Source organism: Virgibacillus dokdonensis (genome assembly GCF_900166595.1).
Taxonomy (GTDB): Bacteria; Bacillota; Bacilli; order Bacillales; family Amphibacillaceae; genus Virgibacillus; species Virgibacillus dokdonensis.
This window is the reverse complement of the sequence record NZ_LT745763.1, coordinates 2,549,992-2,572,554: the sequence shown is the minus strand read 5'-3', so window position 1 is coordinate 2,572,554 and position 22,563 is coordinate 2,549,992. Positions and strand designations below refer to the sequence as shown.

Annotated in this window: 21 protein-coding genes and 1 pseudogene; 16 read left to right on the top strand and 6 right to left on the bottom strand. The window is 36.5% G+C overall.

From position 1 onward, the window contains the following. The first annotated feature begins 2 nt into the window (after nt 1-2). Complete coding sequence (locus B2C77_RS13615) at nt 3-455, top strand: hypothetical protein (protein WP_077704769.1); 453 nt, start codon at nt 3-5, stop codon at nt 453-455. A 141-nt stretch (nt 456-596) separates the two neighbouring features. Here B2C77_RS13615 and B2C77_RS13610 read toward each other — a convergent pair whose 3' ends face one another. Next, the gene (locus B2C77_RS13610; protein ID WP_077704767.1) at nt 597-1,712 is read right to left on the bottom strand and encodes an IS4 family transposase; all 1,116 of its coding nucleotides are present in this window, start codon (nt 1,710-1,712) and stop codon (nt 597-599) included. A gap of 180 nt (nt 1,713-1,892) precedes the next feature. On the opposite strand from B2C77_RS13610, the gene B2C77_RS13605 reads away from it, so the two are divergent. After that, on the top strand, nt 1,893-2,117 hold the full coding sequence (locus tag B2C77_RS13605) for a hypothetical protein (protein WP_077704765.1): 225 nt from the start codon (nt 1,893-1,895) through the stop codon (nt 2,115-2,117). Nucleotides 2,118-2,337: 220 nt separating this feature from the next. Beyond that, nucleotides 2,338-3,084, top strand: coding sequence for a sulfite exporter TauE/SafE family protein (locus B2C77_RS13600; RefSeq protein ID WP_077704762.1), 747 nt, complete (start codon nt 2,338-2,340; stop codon nt 3,082-3,084). 406 nt (nt 3,085-3,490) lie between these two features. Here the strand turns inward: B2C77_RS13600 and B2C77_RS13595 are convergent, their stop codons facing one another. Beyond that, nucleotides 3,491-3,907, bottom strand: a complete 417-nt coding sequence (locus tag B2C77_RS13595; RefSeq protein ID WP_101934118.1) for an Hsp20/alpha crystallin family protein — start codon at nt 3,905-3,907, stop codon at nt 3,491-3,493. 560 nt (nt 3,908-4,467) lie between these two features. Here B2C77_RS13595 and B2C77_RS13590 point away from each other — a divergent pair. The 5 genes from B2C77_RS13590 (at nt 4,468) to B2C77_RS13570 (ending at nt 10,120) form a co-directional block, all read left to right on the top strand. Further along, a complete protein-coding gene (locus B2C77_RS13590; protein ID WP_077704757.1) occupies nt 4,468-5,637 on the top strand; it encodes a hypothetical protein in 1,170 nt (389 codons plus the stop codon). Between the two features lie 15 nt (nt 5,638-5,652). After that, on the top strand, nt 5,653-6,897 hold the full coding sequence (locus tag B2C77_RS13585) for a metal-dependent hydrolase family protein (protein ID WP_077704755.1): 1,245 nt from the start codon (nt 5,653-5,655) through the stop codon (nt 6,895-6,897). A 1,040-nt stretch (nt 6,898-7,937) separates the two neighbouring features. After that, the gene (ectA, locus tag B2C77_RS13580) at nt 7,938-8,417 is read left to right on the top strand and encodes a diaminobutyrate acetyltransferase (protein ID WP_077704752.1); all 480 of its coding nucleotides are present in this window, start codon (nt 7,938-7,940) and stop codon (nt 8,415-8,417) included. 12 nt (nt 8,418-8,429) lie between these two features. Beyond that, nucleotides 8,430-9,716: a diaminobutyrate--2-oxoglutarate transaminase gene (gene ectB / locus B2C77_RS13575; RefSeq protein WP_077704750.1), complete on the top strand. Its 1,287-nt coding sequence runs from the start codon at nt 8,430-8,432 to the stop codon at nt 9,714-9,716. A 17-nt stretch (nt 9,717-9,733) separates the two neighbouring features. After that, entirely contained in the window at nt 9,734-10,120 is a 387-nt protein-coding gene (locus tag B2C77_RS13570; RefSeq protein WP_073005637.1) for an ectoine synthase, read from the top strand. A 249-nt stretch (nt 10,121-10,369) separates the two neighbouring features. On the opposite strand, the gene B2C77_RS13565 is transcribed toward B2C77_RS13570, so the two are convergent. Next, nucleotides 10,370-10,672, bottom strand: coding sequence for a hypothetical protein (locus tag B2C77_RS13565; RefSeq protein WP_077704747.1), 303 nt, complete (start codon nt 10,670-10,672; stop codon nt 10,370-10,372). A 617-nt stretch (nt 10,673-11,289) separates the two neighbouring features. On the opposite strand from B2C77_RS13565, the gene B2C77_RS13560 reads away from it, so the two are divergent. From B2C77_RS13560 to splB, 7 genes and pseudogenes are all read left to right on the top strand, one after another. Next, a complete protein-coding gene (locus tag B2C77_RS13560; RefSeq protein ID WP_237342747.1) occupies nt 11,290-12,132 on the top strand; it encodes a metallophosphoesterase in 843 nt (280 codons plus the stop codon). 318 nt (nt 12,133-12,450) lie between these two features. Further along, nucleotides 12,451-13,280: pseudogene (locus B2C77_RS13555) on the top strand (lipid II flippase Amj family protein). 210 nt (nt 13,281-13,490) lie between these two features. Continuing rightward, nucleotides 13,491-14,678: a phosphoenolpyruvate hydrolase family protein gene (locus B2C77_RS13550; protein WP_077704742.1), complete on the top strand. Its 1,188-nt coding sequence runs from the start codon at nt 13,491-13,493 to the stop codon at nt 14,676-14,678. Between the two features lie 252 nt (nt 14,679-14,930). Continuing rightward, the gene (locus B2C77_RS13545; protein ID WP_237342746.1) at nt 14,931-16,157 is read left to right on the top strand and encodes a Tm-1-like ATP-binding domain-containing protein; all 1,227 of its coding nucleotides are present in this window, start codon (nt 14,931-14,933) and stop codon (nt 16,155-16,157) included. A 1-nt stretch (nt 16,158) separates the two neighbouring features. Then, entirely contained in the window at nt 16,159-16,983 is an 825-nt protein-coding gene (locus B2C77_RS13540) for a phosphoenolpyruvate hydrolase family protein (protein ID WP_073005625.1), read from the top strand. A gap of 115 nt (nt 16,984-17,098) precedes the next feature. After that, nucleotides 17,099-17,380 carry a transcriptional regulator SplA domain-containing protein gene (locus tag B2C77_RS13535; protein ID WP_269467140.1) on the top strand — a complete coding sequence of 94 codons (282 nt, stop codon included), beginning with the start codon at nt 17,099-17,101 and terminating at the stop codon, nt 17,378-17,380. Beyond that, a complete protein-coding gene (gene splB, locus B2C77_RS13530) occupies nt 17,373-18,401 on the top strand; it encodes a spore photoproduct lyase (protein ID WP_077704736.1) in 1,029 nt (342 codons plus the stop codon). The genes B2C77_RS13535 and splB overlap by 8 nt, the downstream gene beginning before the upstream one ends. 447 nt (nt 18,402-18,848) lie before the next feature. On the opposite strand, the gene B2C77_RS13525 is transcribed toward splB, so the two are convergent. After that, on the bottom strand, nt 18,849-19,235 hold the full coding sequence (locus tag B2C77_RS13525) for a TIGR02328 family protein (RefSeq protein WP_077704733.1): 387 nt from the start codon (nt 19,233-19,235) through the stop codon (nt 18,849-18,851). Between the two features lie 119 nt (nt 19,236-19,354). Here B2C77_RS13525 and B2C77_RS13520 point away from each other — a divergent pair, with 119 nt between their 5' ends. Beyond that, on the top strand, nt 19,355-20,173 hold the full coding sequence (locus tag B2C77_RS13520) for a ZIP family metal transporter (RefSeq protein WP_077704730.1): 819 nt from the start codon (nt 19,355-19,357) through the stop codon (nt 20,171-20,173). A 59-nt stretch (nt 20,174-20,232) separates the two neighbouring features. Here the strand turns inward: B2C77_RS13520 and pabB are convergent, their stop codons facing one another. Next, nucleotides 20,233-21,960, bottom strand: coding sequence for an aminodeoxychorismate synthase component I (pabB, locus tag B2C77_RS13515; RefSeq protein ID WP_077704727.1), 1,728 nt, complete (start codon nt 21,958-21,960; stop codon nt 20,233-20,235). Next, a complete protein-coding gene (locus B2C77_RS13510) occupies nt 21,935-22,537 on the bottom strand; it encodes an anthranilate synthase component II (RefSeq protein ID WP_077704725.1) in 603 nt (200 codons plus the stop codon). The genes pabB and B2C77_RS13510 overlap by 26 nt, the downstream gene beginning before the upstream one ends. Nucleotides 22,538-22,563 lie beyond the last annotated feature (26 nt).

Here is a 22,563-nt window from a genome sequence, read left to right as displayed (position 1 = left end):
AAATGAGATCTTTGATGGCTTATCATCTTATATCATACATAAAATCATATAATTATGTAGCGCCTATGAGTTTTTTTATTATCATTTTAGTGGTCAACTATGCTATTTATCCAAACCCTGTGTTAGCTAGTTATGGCGTGACTTCAATATATTTGTATATCATAGCAGCTTGGATTACGGTTCGTTTTTTTCATACAGAAGATCTGGTTCAACAGCAAATAACGATGCTTCACGCTAAAAATGAGATGCGATATTTTTGCAGTAAATATGTAACGGCAAGTAGTTTTGTAGTTTTGTTAGCTCTTATTTCGACCAGTTATCCTATTGTATGTGGAATGTTTAGCAAGAATCCAACAGTATTAGAAATCACTGTTGGCTTTTTCACTCATTTTTTGTTAGGGTTAGTAGCCGTTACTATCAGTGTGTTATTTTCTAGAATATTATTAAATCACTAGCGTTGCATAAAATTGGTTTGAAAATTCAGTAATCATTTGCACAAGATTTTTTGCCAATAAGACATTACCTAAGCAAAGGTGGGCTGTCCATTTGGAAAAATTATACAATTAAACTATTAGCAACAACGACAGTGTATGTATTTACGGAATAGATCTATCGTCAAATCTGCGGATCCAGATGTACGCAGGTTTCCACAGCACTTTATTTAACCAGCGGCTAATTCGGAGTAAGGACTTCTTACTCCTCATCTCTAACTGGATAAGTACATGTAAACAGTAAGCAATGAGCGCAAGGAAGATTTGATTTTGAATGGCAGTTTCGCTCATACCATAAAAGTGTTTGATCTCTACATGCTGTTTGAGCCATTTGAAAAATAGCTCTATGGCCCACCGTTGACGGTAAATTTCACTAATCTCTTCGGAATTTAGATCGAAACGGTTAGTAATTAATCGCAAAATGTTCCCCTTTGTATCCACTACTTCAAGTAGACGGAATACATTCTCTGTGCGATTTTGCGTCGAACCGATGTAAACCATCTTGTCGGATAAAGCTGTAGCATCTTTAGGTACAGAAAATGATTCTACTTCACGAATGACGGCGTTTTTCTTTAGTCTGGACACGAAAAAGTAGCCTTCATCCGTCATTCGGTCAAATCGTTCATAGTCAACATATCCACGGTCAAACACATACATGGCTTCTTTGTCATCTACGAGAACTTCCAGTTGATTTCTGTCATGTTCTTTGGCTGTTGTAATCACAGTTTTTTCAGGATAGACGGTGCCCTTATCCATAAATACAAGTCGTAAATGTAGCTTAACTCCTGCTTTTGTTTTACGGAACTTTGCCCACTTATGATTCGTTAAGTTTAATGGAAGCGTGCTAGAATCAATGATTTTCAATGGCATGTATTTCCCGTTTTTAAATTGGATACCTTTTATTTTGTAAACAAGGTCCAAGAATAAATGGGAAAGGATCATTGGATTCATTTCATTATTCTTCCTTGATAGCTGAGATGTACTAATCGATTCAAACCCCAATACTTTCTGAAGTTCACCATCTATTAGTGCATCGCTCATCTCTTCCAAGCTCTCAAATCCTTGTAATTGAGCAAGCAACAGCAACTTTATATACGCTTCCGTTGTCAGTTTTTTTGTGTAGTAATCTTGTTTATTTTCTTCTACTTGTTCATATAGTTTTTTCGTATTTATAGGTGAAACCCATTTACCAAATGATGATTTTAGTGTATTCTTGTCCATGCAGTTATCCTTTACTTTTGGATTTGGACAGGAACCACCTGTACTTCCATTGTAAAGGATTTTTTTGTTGTATGAACACTAATTTTTGAACATTTTTAGTATTTTTAATCATCAGATTTAATTAATGCAACGCTAGTGTTATTAAATAAAAAGATTAATTCCTGGTTGGGGCTTAGTCTTGTGCTTGTAATATCTATTGTCTCCTTAGGAGTAGAAACATTATTGCCAGGATATTGGAAATACATATTATTAGTACTTCCGCCAGTATCAAAATTAGCTTTACTTATGAAAGAACCGTTGGACAGTACGAGACTGCTCCTTATTTATTTATGGATATTCCTTTATGCAGCAGTGATGGTAGGTTTGTTTGCGATATTGTATCGCCATAAAAAGAAATTTTCATAAATCATGTTGGTTTGCGAAAAAATGAGCATATTGCTTTAAAAATGTGTATTATGCAATACTATTCTATTTACACTTTTCAATTTTATGGCTCACTCATTTACTGTAATAGAAAAGAAACAATGATTAGTTTCACAGCGAGATTTAAAGTCGGGAAATGCCAAGTCGTTGTGACGAAAGATAGATGGAAATTTTAGTATTACAGTAAAAGGAGGGGATTCACTTGTTTGATTTAACCATTTTAGATTGGTTCATCGTTATTGCTTGTGCTTTATTTATTGGCTTTTCTAAATCTGGAATCCCAAATTTAGTTATTTTAGTGGTCACAATGATTATGTTTGTTTTTCCAGCAAAGGAATCAGTGGGCGTTCTGCTTCCTATGCTTTTGATTGGCGATTTGTTTGCTGTCATTTATTATCGACGTCATGTTGTTTGGAAATATCTTATATCGCTTATTCCATGGGTTTTAGTTGGAATTATTGGTGGGTTCTTGGTTTTAAGACAAGTGAATGATGAACAATTAAAGCCAATTATCGGAACGATCGTTCTCGTTATGATCGGTCTAAATGTCATTCGTAATCAATTTGGTGAGCGGTTTAATCAGCTTTTACCAACCTCCATTAGCTTTACAATAACAATGGGGATCCTTAGTGGTTTTACGACGATGGTAGGGAATGCTGCTGGTGCAATCATGACAATTTATTTGTTAGTAAAAAGAGTTCCTAAAAAAGAATTTGTTGGTACAAGTGCGTGGTTTTTTATAACTGTAAATACGATAAAGGTTCCTCTTTATTTGCATTTAAATTTAATTAGCAGTGCATCTTTTGGCCTGAATTTAATAATGCTTCCAGTAATTTTGACTGGCGCCATCATTGGGGCCAAAGTGCTACCATGGATACCGCAAAACGTATTTACTATCATAGTGTTGCTGTTAGCAGCTTTAGGAGGGCTATATTTAGTAATTGGTTAGCTTGATAAATTGATATAAAAATAAATATAAGTGAACGAATCTAAAGGTAAGAAAGAAAATGAGTAGTCTAAAGTTTGGAGATTTCTGTTTAGCTATTTTAAACTATGGAGTTTTTATACATAATAAATAATCATTAAAATAAGCGAAATTACTAATTTCCCTAAAAACTTCACCTGAAATCCCTCCAATTATATGTCTTTACTATGTTAAGTGTAACAATCTGTTATGAAGGGAGTATAAAATTGGTGTAAAGTGTCTGTAAAGTGTGTCTTGAAAGTTTGGCACGTATATAAAAACGGTCGTTCACATTCAAACTTTACAACAATTAGTGGGGAAGGAAAAAGCCCCACTAATTGAGCTATGCGCCATCTTGTGTTTTTACTATTGTAAACGCTAACTTAAACCATTACAAATCTGTAGTGTCATGAATGGAGATAAATTTTCGGCTGGAATTGTTTTTCGGAATAGTTACTTGTAGAATGCCATTATTCAATTTTGCTACGGTTTCTTTTTCAGAAATTGCAAATGGAAGTGTTACAGTTCTTTCTGATTGGCTGTAACCTTCTTCATCCGTATTCGAATGATCTTCAACAAAAATCCGTAATTGATTACCAAATATCTCTAATTGGATTTGATCGCGTCTGTACCCTGGTAGCTCAGCTTCTACAATCACATTGTCCTCCGTTTCACGTGTACGAACAGCCAATGGACGTTTAATCAGCGAATTGAAATTCTTCGCAGATTCATTAAAAAAAGCGTCCATTTGTTCCATAATACCTTGAAACGGCCCCCGTTCTCCCCGTTTCCAACGTTTATTATCCATTAGCGAACACCTCTTATATGCGTATTTATTCATAATATATGCTTTATCTATTCAATCGTTTTGGGCGATTGTACCAAAATAATGATTTTACCTAAGGGTTGTCAAATGTATATCAAGATATGTACGTATCTAGAGCTTGCATATATCCCTAACATTTGAACTTGTCCAACACATACCCGCCAACTCGTGGAGTGGGATCCTTGTACAATAACGATATAGCCATTGGAATTTTTTATCACTATAGGTAAGTATAAAGTTTTTGAGGTTTATAGTAACAGAAAAACAAAGGCTTTTGCCATAAGACTTGCGACAAGCTAAATTTTTCTGTGTAAAACTTTTTTCTAAAAACTTTTGTTAAAATTTTTAAAAACATTGGCGCTCTTTTTAGTAATATATTGAAAGCGTTATCTATAAAGAAAACAGCGCAAATATAAGATAAATATTAATTATATATTAGCGGATAATCGTGTAAATAAACGTTAATTGTCAAAAAAAGCAGTATAGACAAAAAACACTCCTAGTGATATATTAGTTAGTATTATTTTTAGGAGGCGATTCTCTTGTTAACTAATCCGTTAATTGCTACTGTACTTATTTTTGCATTAATTGCACTGGGAGAATGGCTCTCCATTGTTTCTAGAGCAAGAATACCTATGCTACTCACTGCCATGACAGGGTTTCTTGTTCTTGTTTGGACGGGGATATTTCCAGGAGATATATTGGAAAAATCACAGTTTGCTGCATTAGGCGCCATATTAATTGGTCCAGCAATCGTTCATATGGGCACTTTAATTCCTATAGCTTTATTAAAAAGTCAAATAAAAGCCGTCTTTATTTCATTAGGTGGTATACTTGTAGCAAGTGCCATTATTTTAATAGTTGTTTCACTTGCTTTTGACTATGCAACTGCTGTTGCTGGAGTAGGACCGTTAAGTGGAGGAATTATTGCTTTAATTGTTACTTCTGAAGAGCTTGCTGCCGTGGGTAAATCTAGTCTTGTCGTTATACCAGCCTTAGTTGTTGCTTTTCAAGGGGTTTTAGGTATGCCGTTAGCATTAAATTTTATGCGGAGATATGCATTGAAGCTCCAAAAGCAAATAGATGCCAATACATTTATTCCTATGGATGCAAGTGTCATGTATAGAGAAGCGTCTAGTGCGACAGAACAAATCAGTCCATTAAAGCAAAGTTTAACGTTAAAACTGTTTTACGTGTTTGTGGGAGCAGCAATAGGTGTTGCTCTTGGTGAATTAACACCTATACATTATAGCTTATGGTGCTTGGCAATCGGTATTATTGGTTTGAAATTAGGTTTGTTAGAGAGTAAATCTCTAGAACAGGCGAATTCTTTTTCCATAACAATGGTAGCAATAATATTTGTAGTTATCGGCACAATGGCAGGGGTGTCTCCTCAAGATGTTCTCGCAAATTTACCTAGTATTTTGATGATCTTAATTTTAGGAACATTCGCAATCGCGCTGGGAGGGTATGTAATGTCCAAGCTCGTAAAATGGGATGTATTAAAAGGCATGCCTGTTGCTTTAACGGCATTATTTGGATTTCCTGCGGATTACATTTTATGTGAAGAAGTGAGTCGTAGTGTAGCTAGAAATAAACAAGAAGAGAAAATAATCTTCAATGAGCTACTTGCACCTATGCTAATTGGCGGATTTACAACTGTTACAGTAGCATCTGTAGTTCTTGCTGGAATATTAGTAAAAACTTTATAACGGGAGGAAGAAAAATTGGGAAAAAAATTAATTAAGAATACGCTTATTATCGACGGAAACGGTGCTGCTCCAATAAAAGATAGTATCATTGTCTTAGATAATGAAAAAATTACTTACGTTGGTAAAGAAGAAAATTATACACTAGATGGATCAGAATACGTAATAGATGCTCAAGGTGGTACCGTATTGCCGGGTTTTATTGATACACACGTACACATGATGTTTGAATACGCACCAATTGCCCAAAGGTTAGCCACTCCATTTTCATTTATGTACTATCAAGCAGCAAATTATTTAAAAGCAACTTTACATGCTGGAATAACTTCTGTTCGCGATGCTTTAGGTGCTGATTTAGGAGTGAAGAAAGCTGTTAACGAAGGATTAATATGTGGACCAAGGATGCAATTAAGTATTAATGCTTTAACAATTACTGGGGGACATGGCGATGGTTATACTATATCTGGGAACACCGTGGATTTGTTAGCTTCTAATTACCCAGGTATGCCAAATGGAAAATGTGATGGCGTAGAGGAAGTTCGTAAAAAAACACGACAAATGCTACGGGCTGGTGCAGAAGTAATTAAAGTTCATGCTACAGGTGGTGTGTTAAGTGCCACAGACCATCCTGAATTTACACAATTTTCATTGGAAGAATTGAAAGTCATTGTAGAAGAGGCGAAATTTCGCAAAGGTGTCAAGGTAATGGCCCATGCCCAAGGTGCTGAAGGGATAAAGAATGCGATTAAAGCTGGTATTCATTCCATTGAACATGGAATTTTTATAGATGATGAAGCTGTTGAATTAATGTTAGAAAATGAAACTTATCTCGTTCCAACCTTACTTGCTCCGGTTGCTGTTTTAGAGACAGCAAAAGAAGCAGGAATGCCTGATACAGCTGTAGAAAAGTCGAAAGAAGTGATTGAACAGCATCAAGCAAGCATTGCGAAAGCGTACGAGGCAGGCGTAAAGATTGCAATGGGAACGGATGCTGGTGTTATGAAGCATGGAACAAATTTACGAGAACTTGGCTTAATGAGAGACGCTGGGATGACTGCTATGGAAACAATTGTGGCTTCTACTAAAACAGCCGCAGAGTGTTTAGGATGGGAAGAGCAGTTAGGCACCCTTGAAGTGGGGAAACTAGCGGATATTATCATTGTAAAAGGTAATCCACTAAACGATGTTGATATGCTAGCGAATAATGAGAACATACAAGTAGTAATTAAGAATGGGGAAGTAGAAAAAAACTTATTGTTTTAAAGCAGATTTGCCTTAAGGCTATTTTTACACTGTAGGAAAGCATAAAATATATAGGGGTTATAGTATAAGAAATAAAGAACCCATGCTTTAATTATATCTTACGGTTCATAAGCTGTTGTTAGTTCAAAAAGAATGAGATACCTTTTCAGACCTAACATTTAGTAATTAATGGGAGACAAGAAAATCCCTTTTCACACTATTAGAATTCGGTAACCAAACATATATATTTGTAATCGTACTTAAGAATTGAAAAAATACCCGATCATCGTCATTTAATGTTCGGGTATTTTTTACTATAGGAAAGTATAGAACCTCTAGGCTTATTAGTATAAGAAAAACGACGCATTCCATCGCCATCAAGCCTTGGTGAAAAAGTTAAGTTTTTCTAAGAGGATAAGAAAGTATAAAATTTGTTGCTTTTGGATACCGATTTAACGGAATAGCTACGTCGACTCCAGCGCCCAGCAACTAGGCGACTTCACTCCATTGCCCTAAGCTAAGGCACCATCGGTTCGTGCTAAATAGGAAGGCCGACTAAAAACGGGCTTGCCTTCGTGCGTCGACATACCCCTGTTTTAGTGGCAGGCTTCCTAAAACTTTCGTTGATTCGTTCCACTCACTACGTTGCTAAACGGACGCTTGCACCTTTGTTCCATTATAGGAGGCATCTATTCAAAAAAGGAATAAAACCTACAATTAGTTACATTTACCATTTAATTGTATAATAACGCTAGCTAAAGATGCAATAATTGTCGAATGGTAAGAGATGTTGTTTTATTTATCATCGAATTTAGATAACAATACTATTATTTAGAATTTTTCGTAGCTATTCTTAAAGGAGGGCATATTCTACAACCGTGAGGGCTGCTGAACACATTTAATCTTCCTAAATGCTACTTAAAGCCTTTTGACGATGTAGTTGATTTATTTATAAGCTTATATAGAAGCTTATATTAAACGAAGGGAGAAGTGAAACCATCCAAACAGCAATTCGCACGAATTCAGTTAAAAGTAAAGTAGAACAAGAACTTACATTTCGTATGCCTACAAAAGGTGATGGGGCAGCAGTCTGGGATTTAATTCATCAAATTGATAATCTGGATTTAAACTCTTCTTATAGTTATCTTCTATGGTGTGATATGTTTTCTGAAACATCTATCATCGTTGAGGAAGAGGGAGAAGTGGTTGGGTTTATATCCGGGTTTATCCATCCGAATAAACCGAATACATTATTTGTTTGGCAAGTTGCTGTTGATACTTCACAGCGTGGGAAGGGTCTAGCGACACGTATGTTATTTGAACTGCTAGAACGAAAGCAGTTAGCAGAAATTCAGTTTGTTGAGGCAACGGTAACACCTTCTAACTTGCCCTCACAGTATTTATTTATGGGCTTAGCTAAAAAACTAAATACAGAATGTGTTGTTGGTAATTACTATACTTCCGTCGATTTTCCACGAACAGGACATGAAGATGAACAGTTGTATAAGATTGGCCCTATTCCAAGGGAAAATAACAAATAAAAGGATGATTTGGTGACTACAACAGTTGTAAAAAATAGCCCAATGCAAGCATTTGAAGAATTAGAATCAGCAGTAAGAACTTATAGCAGAGGATGGCCGACGATTTTTGAAAAAGCAAAAGGCCATAAACTTTGGGATATAGATGGAAATATGTATATTGATTTTTTTGCAGGTGCTGGTGCTTTAAATTATGGTCATAACCATGAAAAGATGCAACAGAAGCTAATCACTTATATTCAAAATGATAATATTATTCATAGTTTGGATATGGGGACGACACCTCGTAAAGAATTTTTACAAACCTTTTATAAGACCATTCTAAAACCACGAAATATGGATTATAAAGTGATGTTTCCAGGCCCTACTGGAACGAATACAGTTGAAAGTGCATTGAAGATAGCTAGAAAAGTAACTGGACGTGATACAGTAATAAGCTTTACGAATGCTTTTCATGGAATGACAATTGGATCGCTGTCGGTGACAGGAAATTCATTTAAACGTCATGGGGCCGGGATACCACTGCATCACAGTGTTTCTATGCCGTTTGACGAATATGTGGATGATCAGGATTCAATTGCTTACTTGGAACGATTTTTAGAAGATAGCGGGAGCGGCGTCGCTTTGCCTGCAGCAATTATTCTTGAAACTGTCCAAGGCGAAGGAGGCATTAATGCGGCTAGCACGGAATGGCTGCAAAAGGTTGCTTTAATTTGTGATCGTTGGGATATTTTATTAATTGTAGACGATGTTCAAGCTGGATGTGGGAGAACAGGAACTTTTTTCAGCTTTGAGCTAGCTGGTATCATACCAGATATAGTGTGTATGTCAAAATCAATTGGTGGTATTGGACTTCCAATGGCAATTACTTTAATCAAACCAGAATATGATCAATGGGAACCAGGGGAGCATAACGGAACATTCCGGGGTAATAATTTAGCGTTCATTGCAGCAACAGAAGCTTTAACGGAATTTTGGAAGGATGAGGGATTTTCAAAGTCTATTCATCGGAAAAGTAAGGTCATGAAAAAACGTATAGATCATATTATTGAAAAATTCCCATCATTAAAAGCGGAAGCTCGTGGGAGAGGACTGATGCAAGGGATTGCCATGGAGAAAAATGAACTTGCGTCAGCCGTTTGTAAGGAAGCTTTTGAAATTGGTTTAATTATAGAAACATCTGGACCAGATGATGAAGTTGTCAAGTTTCTACCACCGTTAACTATTGATGAAGCGGGGATCAACCAAGGGTTTGATATTTTAGAAGTAAGCATTGAACAGGTGTTAAAAATTAAAGGATAAATAAAGGAGATATTTGCATGATTGTTAAATCACTAGACGATATCATTGGCACTCGAGATGAAACATCGGGTAACAATTGGACGAGTCGCCGTTTTATCATGAAGAAAGATAATGTAGGTTTTAGTTTAAATGATACGATAATTAAAGCAGGAACGACCAATTTCTTCTGGTATAAAAATCATATTGAAGCGGTTTATTGCATTGAGGGGGAAGGTGAGATAGAAAAGCTGGAAACTGGTGAAGTATATAACCTGAAGCCAGGCACTATGTATCTATTAAACGAAAATGATAAACATGAGCTTCGTGCAAAAACACAAATGCGCATGGTCTGTGTTTTTAATCCTCCTCTAGTAGGAACCGAAACACATACAAAAGAAGGATATTACCCACTTTTAACCGAATAAACATCAACTCTATAGAGCGTGGGACATAACTAAAAGGAGTACAAACGCGGCTTATCACCAAATTTTTATGGTGAAAGCCGTCGTTTTGTTTTCCTCTACTATGACTCCTTCCTAGCGGTAAATTAGCCATACCATTTGCGGTCATTTGCGGTAGTATGTAGTTATGTCCCTTCCTCACTTATCATGATGTAAGAATTGTTAGTAGAGAGAGAACACAGTCAACTAATCACTAATTTTTAGCACGGATATTTATGAAGTTTTATCTTGTTTTAACACCGTTCGTTGGGTCGGAAAGCCACCTAAATTAACGTTCCATTCTATAAACGTGTAAGGAGCCCCATCAATAATAAATCGCCCATTACCTTCATAGAAAGCTTGCTTTCCTTGTTTTTTTAATTCTTGTAAAATAGCTTGTATATAATCACCATAATTAATATAGCGCTCATCTAAATCAAAAACAATTTTCCCTTTTCCATGACCAGATAGGAAATGGAACAAAAACAGCCCACCAATAAAAGCTAGAGGTACTAAAATGATGCTCCATATATTCATATTTTTTGTCTCCTTTATGAAGTAGTACGATGCAGAAAGAAAAATGTTTCATAATTTGTCTGCAAAAACCCATTAAATGGAAATTTTTTATAAAATAATGGAATTTAGAACGGTATATTGAAAATAGACAAAAAAGGAATATATACTGACCGAAATATTAACTGATAGATCATAATGGAATTTTTTGCAGTATTGGAAATGATAAATGAAGTACTTAGGGGATAAAGAAATAACTGTTTATACATGTCTTGATTCATTGCCCAGCAACTAAGCGACTTCATACGATAAGTCATTATCGGTTCGTCACCTTACTATGATTTTTTATCTTCGTTAATTTGTTCCATTCGATACGTGGTTTATTGGCCGCGGTCTTTGTTCCCACGGCTTCATATTAATAGCATCACACCTCCAATGATTGCCATAAGTTCAATTCCTGTTAAATAGATAAGGCTTCTTCCCATAGTACAATGCCAATTAACGATCATCCAGACGGTTTTTATTTGGGGTTATACTGATTATAAAATAACTGTCAAAGAATTTTCTACTCGTATTTTTTCCATATATTGCTTTAGCCAGATGATAGAGTTTGCTTTTATAATAGTAGCGGAGGTGATATATTGTATATTGGCTTAGTAATATGTATTCTTTTTAGTTACTTGTTCTTTAAAGGCTATCAAAATACACAAAAATTCGTCGTTAATGAAATTACGATAGATACAGATGATAGAGATAATAAAGAAAATGTGCTTCAAATATTGCATATTTCTGATATGCATTTAGAAAATATTTCCGTTACTCCAGACCGTTTAATAGAAAGCATCGGTTCTTATAATATTGATATAATCGCTCTAACTGGAGATTTTTTAGATCGGAAACGGAGTATACCTAAGTTAATTCCCTATCTAAAAGCTTTAAGGAATTTACAACCAGTGTACGGTTCATTTGCTGTTTTTGGAAATCATGATTATGTGTTAAAAGAGAAAAACTTTGTAAAACTTAAGAAAGTATTAAATGAATATGGATTTCAAACATTACAAAATGAAAATAGACAAATAGAATTAGATGGGAAGAAAATAAATATCATTGGAATTGATAATTATTCCACGAAGCATAGTGATGTAAAAAAAGCTTTCACTGGTATAAATCAAGGAACCAATTTAGTATTAACCCATGATCCTAACGTTGTCATAACGATCAATGACTATCGATTTGATTATTTACTTTCTGGACATTTTCATGGTGGGCAAATCCACTGGCCAAAACCTTATCATCTTAAAAAAATGGGACAGTTGGTCAAAATGAATATGATAAAGGGGCTCCACAAAATAAATGGGCGTCCTTTCTATATTAGCGAAGGGCTCGGTCAAACAGGCTTTAACATTCGTATTGGCAGTCGTCCGGAAATAACTATTCATCATTTTGCTGTAAATGATAAGGTAGAAAAGGCGATTTTAAAATAAGAGACTAGCAACATAAGAGAGGTTGCTATTGTAGATATTTCTGTAAATTTTCATGTGAAAGTTTAACTCATTTCCTCCACCTTCCAGTGAGTTTAAGGTGGAGGCTTTTTATAAGATAAGAAAGCCTTTGTTTCTCTGATGCTTTGCTATAGCGCAAAACATTTTCTAGATAAAAAATGAATAAAAGTGTACATAAATAGAGTTTGCAAATAACTATGTTGTAAAGCTTGATAGAAAGAAGATTACCTATACATTTAAAACAAGATTATGGTAATGTAAAGCTATTGTTTTATCTTTTTGGGAAGGAATGTCATCCTTATGGAAGTTTTTACTGGGAAATTAACCCTTATTTTTGTCATACATAGTATTGAAACTTTAGCTTATGCAGTACGATTATCGGGGGCTAGAGTGAAAATGATTGCCTCTGCACTTGCTTTATTTAATGTAATGGTTATTGTATCAGACTAGCCAATATGATGCAGCAACCGTTTACGGGAAGCCTTATTGATACAGCACCACCAGCGTATGGACTACAAATGGTTGAAGAGCAATACCGTATACTAATCGCAGCTTCTACTGCAGATACTGTCGCTGGTATTATTGTATTCCCAACGTTTATCGCCTTGTTTTCTAGAGCTGTTATTCATTTGGCGAATGAAAAAGGATCTATACCTGCGCTTATAAAAAAAGGCTTTTCAATGGAGTTTTTTATGCGCGGGTGGAAACATTTTCGCTTACCAAAACGTACGGATATAAAAGAAATTCGTTTCAGTGATATACCAATGAAACTATTTCTTATGAATATGATCATAACAGCTATTTACACAATAGGTGTGTTAGCTACTTTATACGCCTCATTGCTTGTACCAGAACGTGCAGCTACAGCTGTCATGGCTTCTGGATTAATTAATGGAATAGCAACAATTTTACTTGTTGTTTTTGTAGATCCAAAAGTTTCTGTTTTAGCAGATGACGTGGTGAATAACCGAGGGAGTTATCGAACTTTAAAAGGCGTTTCGCTTATGATGGTAACCTCGCGTTTGTTCGGTACATTATTAGCCCAAGTACTATTTATTCCTGGAGCAAAGTATGTTGCTTGGTTTACTAAGTTTATCGTTAATGATAGGTGTTTATTACATGGCTCGTAATAATTAGTGAGCTTTTTATTATGAAAATGGTTTTGCGGATAAGTATTTTCAGTAAAAGTATAAAATTCAATATTTTTAGTATGATAAAAACTACATATTTCGTCTTCTAAACTTGGCTACAATTCAATTTTTTATATACATATTGGTTATGCAAAGATCGGAATATTAATGTATAGTATATTCTAAACAAGGTAGATGGAGAGTAAATGGATGGTATATAATAAATGGCGTTTGCTTGAAAAGTTAAATCAACAAATAAAAACAAATAAGCATGTGATTGGAGTTGCAGCAGGATCTGGGCTTACAGCTAAGTATGCAGAGCAGGGCGGAGCTGATTTTATCTTAGCATTATGTTCTGGGCGTTTTCGCCAAATGGGTGTTAGTTCCTTGGCTGGTTTTACAGCTTGTGCGAGTAGCAATGAATTAGTTATGGACTTTGCTTCAAAAGAGTTGTTGCCAGTTATGTCAAAAATTCCTGTTATTTTTGGATTATTTGCCACCGACCCTATGCTTCATATGGAAGACTATATTTCTCGTATTAAGCAATATGGTTTTATTGGGATTAATAACTATCCAACTGTCGGCTTAATTGATGGTCAATTTCGAGAGGCGTTAGAATCACAGGATATCACTTTTTCTAGAGAAGTAGAGGCCATCCGAATAGCAAACCAACTTGATTTATTTACAGTAGCATTTGTATTTAATCAATCGCAAGCTATCGACATGCTTCATGCTGGGGCTGATATTATTTGTGTTCATTTAGGTTTAACAACAGGTGGTGTGTTAGGCGCAAAACAAATTCAGTCTTTACAGAGTGCTAAGAAGTTAGCCGTAGATATTTTTCGAGCATGTAATGAATTAAATCCGAATGTAATTAAGATGGTTTATGGTGGGCCTGTCAATAGTCCAATTGATGTGCAATTTATGTACGATGGTACGGGTATTAATGGGTATATTGGTGGGTCCGTGTTTGAACGCATTCCAGCTGAGCAAGTAATTAAAAATACAACCAAATCCTTTAAAGAAACGTTTAACATTCAATATGAAGCTTCTATTCAAAAAATAATGGAAGGATTTGCAAATAAAGAAGACTATGTAGAGTTTATTAAAGACTATATCAGTAATCATTATATGGAAGAAATCACCTTAAGTGATATAGCAAATATTTTAAACTTATCCAGAACGTATGTAAGCACGCTTTTTAAAGAAGAAGTAGGCGTTTCTTTTGTTGACTACCTCATCAATTTCCGATTAAATCGGGCTATTGAAATGATGCATACGGAAAGATTACCCTTAGCAAGAATTGCTGAAATGGTAGGATATGCGAATTACGTACAATTCAGTAAGATTTTTAAAAAAAGAAAAGGAGTGTCTCCAAGTCGATTTTTAAAGGAATAGTATATATTATGGGTGATTGTTAATACTTGAACTATAATCCCATTTACGTTTTTTTACAGGAAATTATAAACGTTTGATCGTGTTAAAAGTTCGAAAGTGAACATAAAGACAAAATGAACATACATAACGACATTAATTTTCACTTCCGAAAACGGTATCATATAGATGAGGGCAAAAGTAATTTTAAATCAATACTGCTTTTACTTTCACAAATGGTGCCGTTTATTTATTCACGAAAAAGGAGAGAGTACATTGACAAAAACGATAGCTTTAGCAGGGACGTTTGATACAAAAGGAGAAGAATTTTTGTATGTAAAACATCTAATTGAGTCATTAGGTTTTAAAACCTTAACCATTCATACTGGTGTATTCAGACCACAATTTCAGCCAGATATTTCAAATGAAGCCATTTTTCAAGCTGCTGGGGAAGACATACAATCCATTGTAGCTGCAGAAGATCGAGCGAAAGCTACGCTTGTATTATCTAAAGGTATGGAAATCTTATTACCTCAACTGTATAAAGCAGGAAAATTTGCAGGGGTACTCTCTTTTGGAGGATCAGGTGGAACTTCCATTGTAACTCCTGGGATGCGAGCGTTACCAATTGGCGTTCCAAAAGTGATGGTATCTACAGTTGCTTCTGGTAATGTAGCCCATTATGTTGGGACAAGCGATATAATGATGTACCCATCTATCGTTGATGTAGCAGGTTTAAATCAAATTTCTACAAGAATATTTTCGAATGCTGTGTTTGCGATTGCAGGGATGTTACGATTTGAAAATAATCAAAAGATAGAACAAAAACCACTTATAGCAGCTACCATGTTTGGTTTAACGACGCCGTGTATTAATTATGCGAAGGCATATGTGGAAAAGCAAGGTTATGAAATGCTTGTTTTTCATGCCACTGGAATCGGCGGTAAAACAATGGAGAGTCTGATTGAAGATGGGTTTATTGAAGGTGTGCTAGATATTACTACTACGGAATGGGCGGATGAGTTAGTTGGAGGTGTTTTAGCAGCTGGACCGAATCGTTTAGAGGCAGCGGCTAAACATCACATTCCACAAGTGGTTTCTGTTGGGGCAGTCGATATGGTTAACTTTGGACCTTATGAGTCGGTTCCTGAAAAATTTACTGGGCGCAAATTTTATAAACATAACCCAACAGTGACGTTGATGCGCACAAATGTAGATGAAAACAAACGCATTGGGGAAGTTATAGCTAAAAAGTTAAACTTAGCACAAGGGAACACTTCTTTAATTTTACCATTAAAAGGATTATCAGGCTTAGATGTAGAGGGTCAGCCATTCTATGGACCAAAAGAAGATCAAATGCTTTTTCAAACGCTAAAAGAAAACGTTGACAGGACGAAGGTTCAAGTAATTGAATTGGAAAAAGCAATTAATGACCGTGCTTTTGCAGAAGCAGCAGCCGAAAAACTTATTCAATTAATTGAAAAGAGAAAAGGAGAGAAATAGCATGTTAAGTAGAAAAGAAATTATACAACGATTTCATGAACAAATAAATGAAGGTAATGTTTTACTTGGAGTAGGGGCTGGTACTGGGATTACTGCTAAGAGCAGTGAAGCTGGCGGCGCTGACATGTTGATCATTTATAATTCTGGACGTTATCGCATGGCAGGTCGCGGTTCTCTAGCTGGGCTTCTTTCCTATGGAGATGCTAATCAAATCGTCGTAGAGATGGGTAATGAAGTTTTACCAGTTGTTAAAGATACGCCAGTTTTAGCAGGTGTAAATGGAACAGATCCATTTCGTGTCATGGACGTATTTTTAAAGCAACTGAAAGACCAAGGATTTAGTGGAGTACAGAATTTTCCTACTGTCGGATTAATTGATGGTGTTTTTCGTCAAAATTTGGAAGAAACGGGAATGGGGTACGATTTAGAGGTAGATATGATTCGTAAAGCACATGAGCTTGATATGTTAACTACTCCATATGTCTTTGATGAAGACCAGGCTAAAAGAATGGCAGCAGCTGGAGCAGATATATTAGTAGCACATATGGGTTTAACAACAAAAGGAACCATTGGCGCTCAAACCGCGTTAACATTAGATGATGCTGTGGAGCGTATTCAAAAAATAATTGCTGCAGGTAGATCAGTAAATCCTGAAATCATGGCGATTTGTCATGGTGGACCAATTGCAGAGCCCGAGGATGCTGCTTATGTGATTAAAAGAGTCGATGGGATTGTTGGCTTTTTTGGAGCTTCTAGTATAGAACGATTTGCAGCAGAAAAAGGGATTAAAGAACAAGCGGAAGCATTTAAACAAATTGGTAAGTAAGTTTTAACAAAAATTTTACGGAGAAGTCATGTTTATGTAAAAGAACTTCCCTAATTCTTATTATTGATTTGACATTTTGTAATAAAAGGGGAAAGATTGCGCATAATGAGTGTAAATGTTAAGAAAGCTAGGTGAAAAAATGGAAGTGCATAATCATTTTCAACCAGGTGAAGTTGTTTACATCATTATTCGCAATCCACATGCCCAAAATGTTGCACACATTCAACAAGCTGCTGTAGTCGAACACCCAGAGCAATCCAATGAGTTGGCACTATTTATCCATGAAACGTACTATCCTTTAACAGAGGAAGTAGCTGTGTATAAAACATCGGATGAAGCTGAATCTGCATATGCCTCTGCGTTTGGTGTGGCGGATCAGGAAGGATATTATGGTTAAGCCGTTTGTGCCGCAACTTGTTTATGTGGAGCCAAAAGCATTGGATTATCCTTTAGGGCAAGAGCTCGTTACAAAGTTTGAGAATATGGGGATAGAGATTCGGCAAACTACTTCCCATAATCAGATTCGTAATTTACCTGGAGATAACCATTTTCAAAAATATCGGGTAGCAAAATCTACTTTAGTAGTAGGGTTACGAAAAACGTTAAAATTTGATACGTCAAAACCTTCTGCCGAATACGCTATCCCTTTTGCTACAGGGTGCATGGGCCATTGTCATTATTGTTATTTACAGACGACAATGGGGAGCAAACCGTATATTCGTACGTATGTTAACACAGAAGAGATATTTGAAGCTGCGGAGGCATATATGGAAGAAAGAGCCCCAGAAATTACGCGTTTTGAAGCTTCCTGTACGTCGGATATTGTAGGTATCGATCATTTAACCCACACATTAAAACGAGCAATCGAATTCTTCGGAAAAACAGAGCATGGACAGTTGCGATTTGTTACGAAATTTGCTCATGTTGATCATTTACTCGATGCTGAACACAATGGAAGAACTCGCTTCCGCTTTAGTATTAATGATGATTACATTATTAAATACTTTGAGCCGGGTACGTCCAGGCTTCATGAGCGAATAGAAGCTGCTGCAAAGGTGGCTAAGGCAGGTTATCCATTAGGTTTTATCGTTGCACCAATTTATTTGCATGAAGGTTGGAAAACAGGCTACTATGAGATGTTTGAAAAATTGGAAGCAATGCTGCCAGAAAAAGCGAAGAAAGATTTAACTTTTGAAATGATTCAGCATCGTTTTACGAAGCCAGCTAAGCGTGTAATTGAGAAAAATTATCCAATGACTAAGTTAGAGCTAGACGAATCAAAACGAAAATGGAAATGGGGCCGTTACGGCATTGGAAAATATGTATATAAAGATGAAGAACAGGCTGATATAAAAACGACATTACATGGGTATATTCAAGAGTTATTTCCAGCTGCCAAAGTGGAATATTTCACGTGATAAAATGTTTATCTTTAGAATTTGTGGCAACACCATAAGAAAAGGGGCTGCTAATCCACTAAAGTGGTATAAGCAGCCCCTTTTCTTATGGTCTAGGAAATTATAAAATTTAGCAGCTGTGAATAAACTTACTAAGTTATTTAGCCACGTCCGGCTCCAGCGCCTAGCAACTAGGCGACTTCACTCCATCGCCCTACGATAAGTCATCATCGGTTCGTGTTAAAAAGGAAGGCCGACTAAAAACGGGCTTGCCGCCCACCGTCGGCATACCCCTGTTTTAGTGGCATGATTCCTAAAACTTTCGTTGATTCGTTCCACTCGCTACGTTGCTAAACGGGCGCTTGCGCCTTTGTTCTTACGTTTAGAAAAACGGGAGCTTCTCCCAAAGATTGTTGGTTTATAGTAAGTAGGAACAACTTTTGCAAGACCAGCCTTCTATAAAATAAATTAAACTAAAATATCAATGCCTTTTTCTTTTAAGTTCACAACACATTCTTGTAAATATGTGTCGTCATGTTCGGGGTAGACAGGCCATTCATTACTAATATTTTCTTCCCCTGCATAGAGGCTTTCTTTTGTATGTTGCTTACATTGTTTCCCTCGGTAAAATGCGTTTTCCCATAAAGGATCGACTCGATATCCTCTTACTTTCATTTCTCCCATAATGAATTGGTGATATAAAAACAGGCGATATGGAGAGTAGTGAAACACGTAATTTACAATTGCGTGACTTTTTCCCCAACCGTTTCCTCGTAAAGCACAACATTCTCGATGTTGCCCTAAAAGTTGTTGTCTAGGTAATTTTGTGATTAGCTTTTCATGCCAAAGTCGCATGATGTTATGTCCCCTCCTTTCAATAAATAGTGTCGTGAATAGCTTGTTCATGTGCCAATAGGATAATGTATGATAAAATGGTAGTATGGCAAATAATTGATATTTTGGAGGGTATGCGCATGCTCGTAGATTATTTTCTTACATTACATCCAATATTTCAAGCATTAATTGCAACTTTATTTACATGGGGGATGACAGCACTCGGCGCAGCTCTCGTTTTTACAACCAAAAATTTTAACCAACGTTTTTTAGATAGCATGCTCGGTTTTGCAGGCGGCGTAATGATTGCAGCTAGTTTTTGGTCGTTATTATCTCCAGCGTTAGATATGGCGGAAGCTAACGGTGACACGCCATGGGTTCCTGCCGCTATCGGTTTTATGTTTGGTGGAATAGCACTATGGGGTTTTGACAAGGTATTACCACATTTGCATCCTACTTCTCCAATCCAAGAAGCAGAAGGGATACATCCAGGACGTAAAAAACGTAGCACGCTGTTAGTTTTGGCGATTACGTTACACAATATTCCTGAGGGCTTAGCCGTTGGTGTCGCATTTGGAGCTATTGCTGCTGACCTTCCAACAGCGACTATTACAGGGGCAGTAGCCTTAGCGATCGGTATTGGCATTCAAAATTTCCCTGAAGGTGTTGCGGTATCAATGCCGTTACGAAGAGAAGGGATGTCTAGGAAGAAAAGCTTTATGTACGGTCAATTTTCAGGTATGGTTGAACCAATAGCTGGGGTTGTCGGTGCCTTAGCAGTGACATTTATTCAGCCACTATTACCATATGCACTTAGTTTTGCAGCCGGAGCAATGATTTTTGTAGTGGCAGAAGAGGTTATTCCTGGATCACAAGAACAAGGCAATCGTGATTTAGCCTCCATGAGTTTAATGGTTGGCTTTACGGTTATGATGATATTAGATGTTGCGCTTGGTTAAAGAAAAGCTCCAGAATAGACAAATCTATCTGGAGCTTTTTACTTCTACAAAATCTATTTTTACATTTGTTCCCTTTCAAGGGTAACAGGAACCCAGCCTCTGACGCTGTTAATAAGCCAGATATTCGATATTTGTTGTAAATCTGTAATAGTAATGATTTTTTCTTGCACTTCTTTTGTTTCAAGTACATATTGACGGAAGGTTCCTGGTAGCAACCCGCATTCTACTGGGGGAGTATAATATTTTTTATCTATTTCTACGACCACATTGCCAATGGTAAATTCGGTGATTTGCAACTCATCATTCCATAATAAAACGTCATCAGCATCGGGATGCTCTGTTAAAAAAGCCTCGTATATTTCTCGGTTTGTCGTTTTATGATAAAAGAAAGGGTTTGTTTTGTTTATTGCCCGTGTAGCAAGACGAACATGCAGTTGTTTTTTTAACATGCTTATCGGCTGAAGATCTAAATTAATTTGCCCAGTTTTGGATAACAATAAACGCAATTTGTGCACTCCTGTATTCAATTGTTGGGCGATTTGTTCGAGTTTCTGCTTTATAAATAATGGATCAAATGGGTAAGAAAAATGGGTAGCCGATTTTTCCATTCTGTTTAAATGGTACGCAAGCAATGGATAACAACCGTTTTCTAGCCGAATACTTTCCAGTAAGTCAAAGCTATTTTCCTTTTTTTCTAACACGAGCGTTTTGGCAAGCATTTCTTCATATTCTTCCTCCGCTGTTGAATCCCAAGTTATTCCTCCTCCTACACCGTAAGTAGCTTCATTACTAGTGTTGTCAATGGATACCGTTCGAATCGGTACGTTGAAAATCGCCTCATGTTCAGGAGTTATGTAGCCAATTGCGCCACAATAAATATTGCGCGGTGTTTTTTCTATATTACGAATGATATTCATGGTGCTGACTTTTGGTGCCCCGGTAATCGAACCACAAGGAAACAATGCTTCAAAGATGCTCGTTAAATTCGTTTCCACTTCTGCTGTAACAGTTGATGTCATTTGAAAAACAGTGGGGTAGCGTTCTATTGCAAACAGTTCAGGTACACGTACGGTTCCGCGTTTTGCAATTCTACTAAGATCGTTACGTAATAAATCAACAATCATCACATTTTCCGCACGATTCTTTTCAGAATAATAGAGCCAATCCGCATTTGCTTTATCCTCTTCGATTGTGCTACCTCTTTTTGCAGTTCCTTTCATCGGTTTTGTAGTAACTACCCCCTTTTTCAAATGAAAAAAAAGCTCTGGGGAAGCCGATAAAATAGAATAATTGCCCGTTTGTAAATAAGCAGCGTAGTTTGCAGCTTGAGAAGCGGCTAATTGCTCATAATATGCAAAGCTATCACCTGTAAAATAGCTCTTTAAGGGAATGGTATAATTAACTTGATATGTATGACCTTCTTCAATCTGCTGTTTAATATGTTCAATTTGCTGCTTATATTCTTGTTCTTTGATATCCATTTGCCATTTTTGAATGGCAAATGGACTCACTCGTCGTTTGTGAGGTGCCTCCGCTTCTGAAAAAATACCGAACCATATTAGCGGGAAGCTCCCGTTTGTATGTACTTGAAAAGCTGGGTCAAATGCTGGCGCAGCTTCATAAGCTAGAAACCCTCCTGCGTAGTATCCAGCTTGAATATATTGCTCCACCTTCTGCAAACAAGGGACAACTTCAGATAACTCATAGGTGTAAATAATGGTAATGGGATCTTTGAATGCAACAGGTTGCTGTTCGTTAAAGTCAAATTGCAGGTAAATATTTTCCATTCTTATAACTTCCTTTGACAGTAAAAAAATTATGTAGTAATTCGATTCCACTTTTTGATAAAATTGCCTCGGGATGTGCTTGTATGCCTTCTATTGGATAAATTTTATGGCGAAGCGCCATGATTTCTCCCTCTTTTGTCGTAGCGCTTGTTTCTAAGCAGTCTGGCATGGATTCTTTATTTACAATGAGGGAATGATACCGAGTAACTGCTAGAGGATTATTTAGATTTTGAAACATTCTTCGATTATCGTGGGTAATGAGAGACACTTTACCATGCATGGGTTGTTTTGCTTTTTCAATCGTGGCGCCAAAAGCTTGGGCAATCGTTTGATGACCAAGGCATATACCAAGTATAGGAAATTGCTGGTATAGTTTCGTTACAATTTCTAAACAAATTCCAGCTGAATTTGGAGTTCCAGGACCTGGAGACAGGACAATCGCTTCTGGCTGCAATTGTTGAATTTCTTCTACAGTGATCGCATCATTTCTTTCAATACGCACTTCCAAATCAAGCTGTCTCATATATTGTACTAAATTGAAGGTAAATGAATCATAATTGTCAATCATGAGTATCATAAAATGACTCCTCGTATATGAATTTA

Excerpts from the sequence above, each read along its gene's own strand:
- B2C77_RS13615 (WP_077704769.1), top strand. The coding sequence starts at position 3 with ATGAGATCTTTGATGGCTTATCATCTTATATCATACATAAAATCATAT.
- B2C77_RS13610 (WP_077704767.1), bottom strand. The coding sequence starts at position 1,712 with ATGGACAAGAATACACTAAAATCATCATTTGGTAAATGGGTTTCACCT.
- B2C77_RS13595 (WP_101934118.1), bottom strand. The coding sequence starts at position 3,907 with ATGGATAATAAACGTTGGAAACGGGGAGAACGGGGGCCGTTTCAAGGT.
- ectA (WP_077704752.1), top strand. The coding sequence starts at position 7,938 with ATGCCTACAAAAGGTGATGGGGCAGCAGTCTGGGATTTAATTCATCAA.
- B2C77_RS13570 (WP_073005637.1), top strand. The coding sequence starts at position 9,734 with ATGATTGTTAAATCACTAGACGATATCATTGGCACTCGAGATGAAACA.
- B2C77_RS13565 (WP_077704747.1), bottom strand. The coding sequence starts at position 10,672 with ATGAATATATGGAGCATCATTTTAGTACCTCTAGCTTTTATTGGTGGG.
- B2C77_RS13550 (WP_077704742.1), top strand. The coding sequence starts at position 13,491 with ATGGTATATAATAAATGGCGTTTGCTTGAAAAGTTAAATCAACAAATA.
- B2C77_RS13540 (WP_073005625.1), top strand. The coding sequence starts at position 16,159 with ATGTTAAGTAGAAAAGAAATTATACAACGATTTCATGAACAAATAAAT.
- B2C77_RS13535 (WP_269467140.1), top strand. The coding sequence starts at position 17,099 with ATGTTAAGAAAGCTAGGTGAAAAAATGGAAGTGCATAATCATTTTCAA.
- splB (WP_077704736.1), top strand. The coding sequence starts at position 17,373 with ATGGTTAAGCCGTTTGTGCCGCAACTTGTTTATGTGGAGCCAAAAGCA.
- B2C77_RS13525 (WP_077704733.1), bottom strand. The coding sequence starts at position 19,235 with ATGCGACTTTGGCATGAAAAGCTAATCACAAAATTACCTAGACAACAA.
- B2C77_RS13520 (WP_077704730.1), top strand. The coding sequence starts at position 19,355 with ATGCTCGTAGATTATTTTCTTACATTACATCCAATATTTCAAGCATTA.
- pabB (WP_077704727.1), bottom strand. The coding sequence starts at position 21,960 with ATGGAAAATATTTACCTGCAATTTGACTTTAACGAACAGCAACCTGTT.
- B2C77_RS13510 (WP_077704725.1), bottom strand. The coding sequence starts at position 22,537 with ATGATACTCATGATTGACAATTATGATTCATTTACCTTCAATTTAGTA.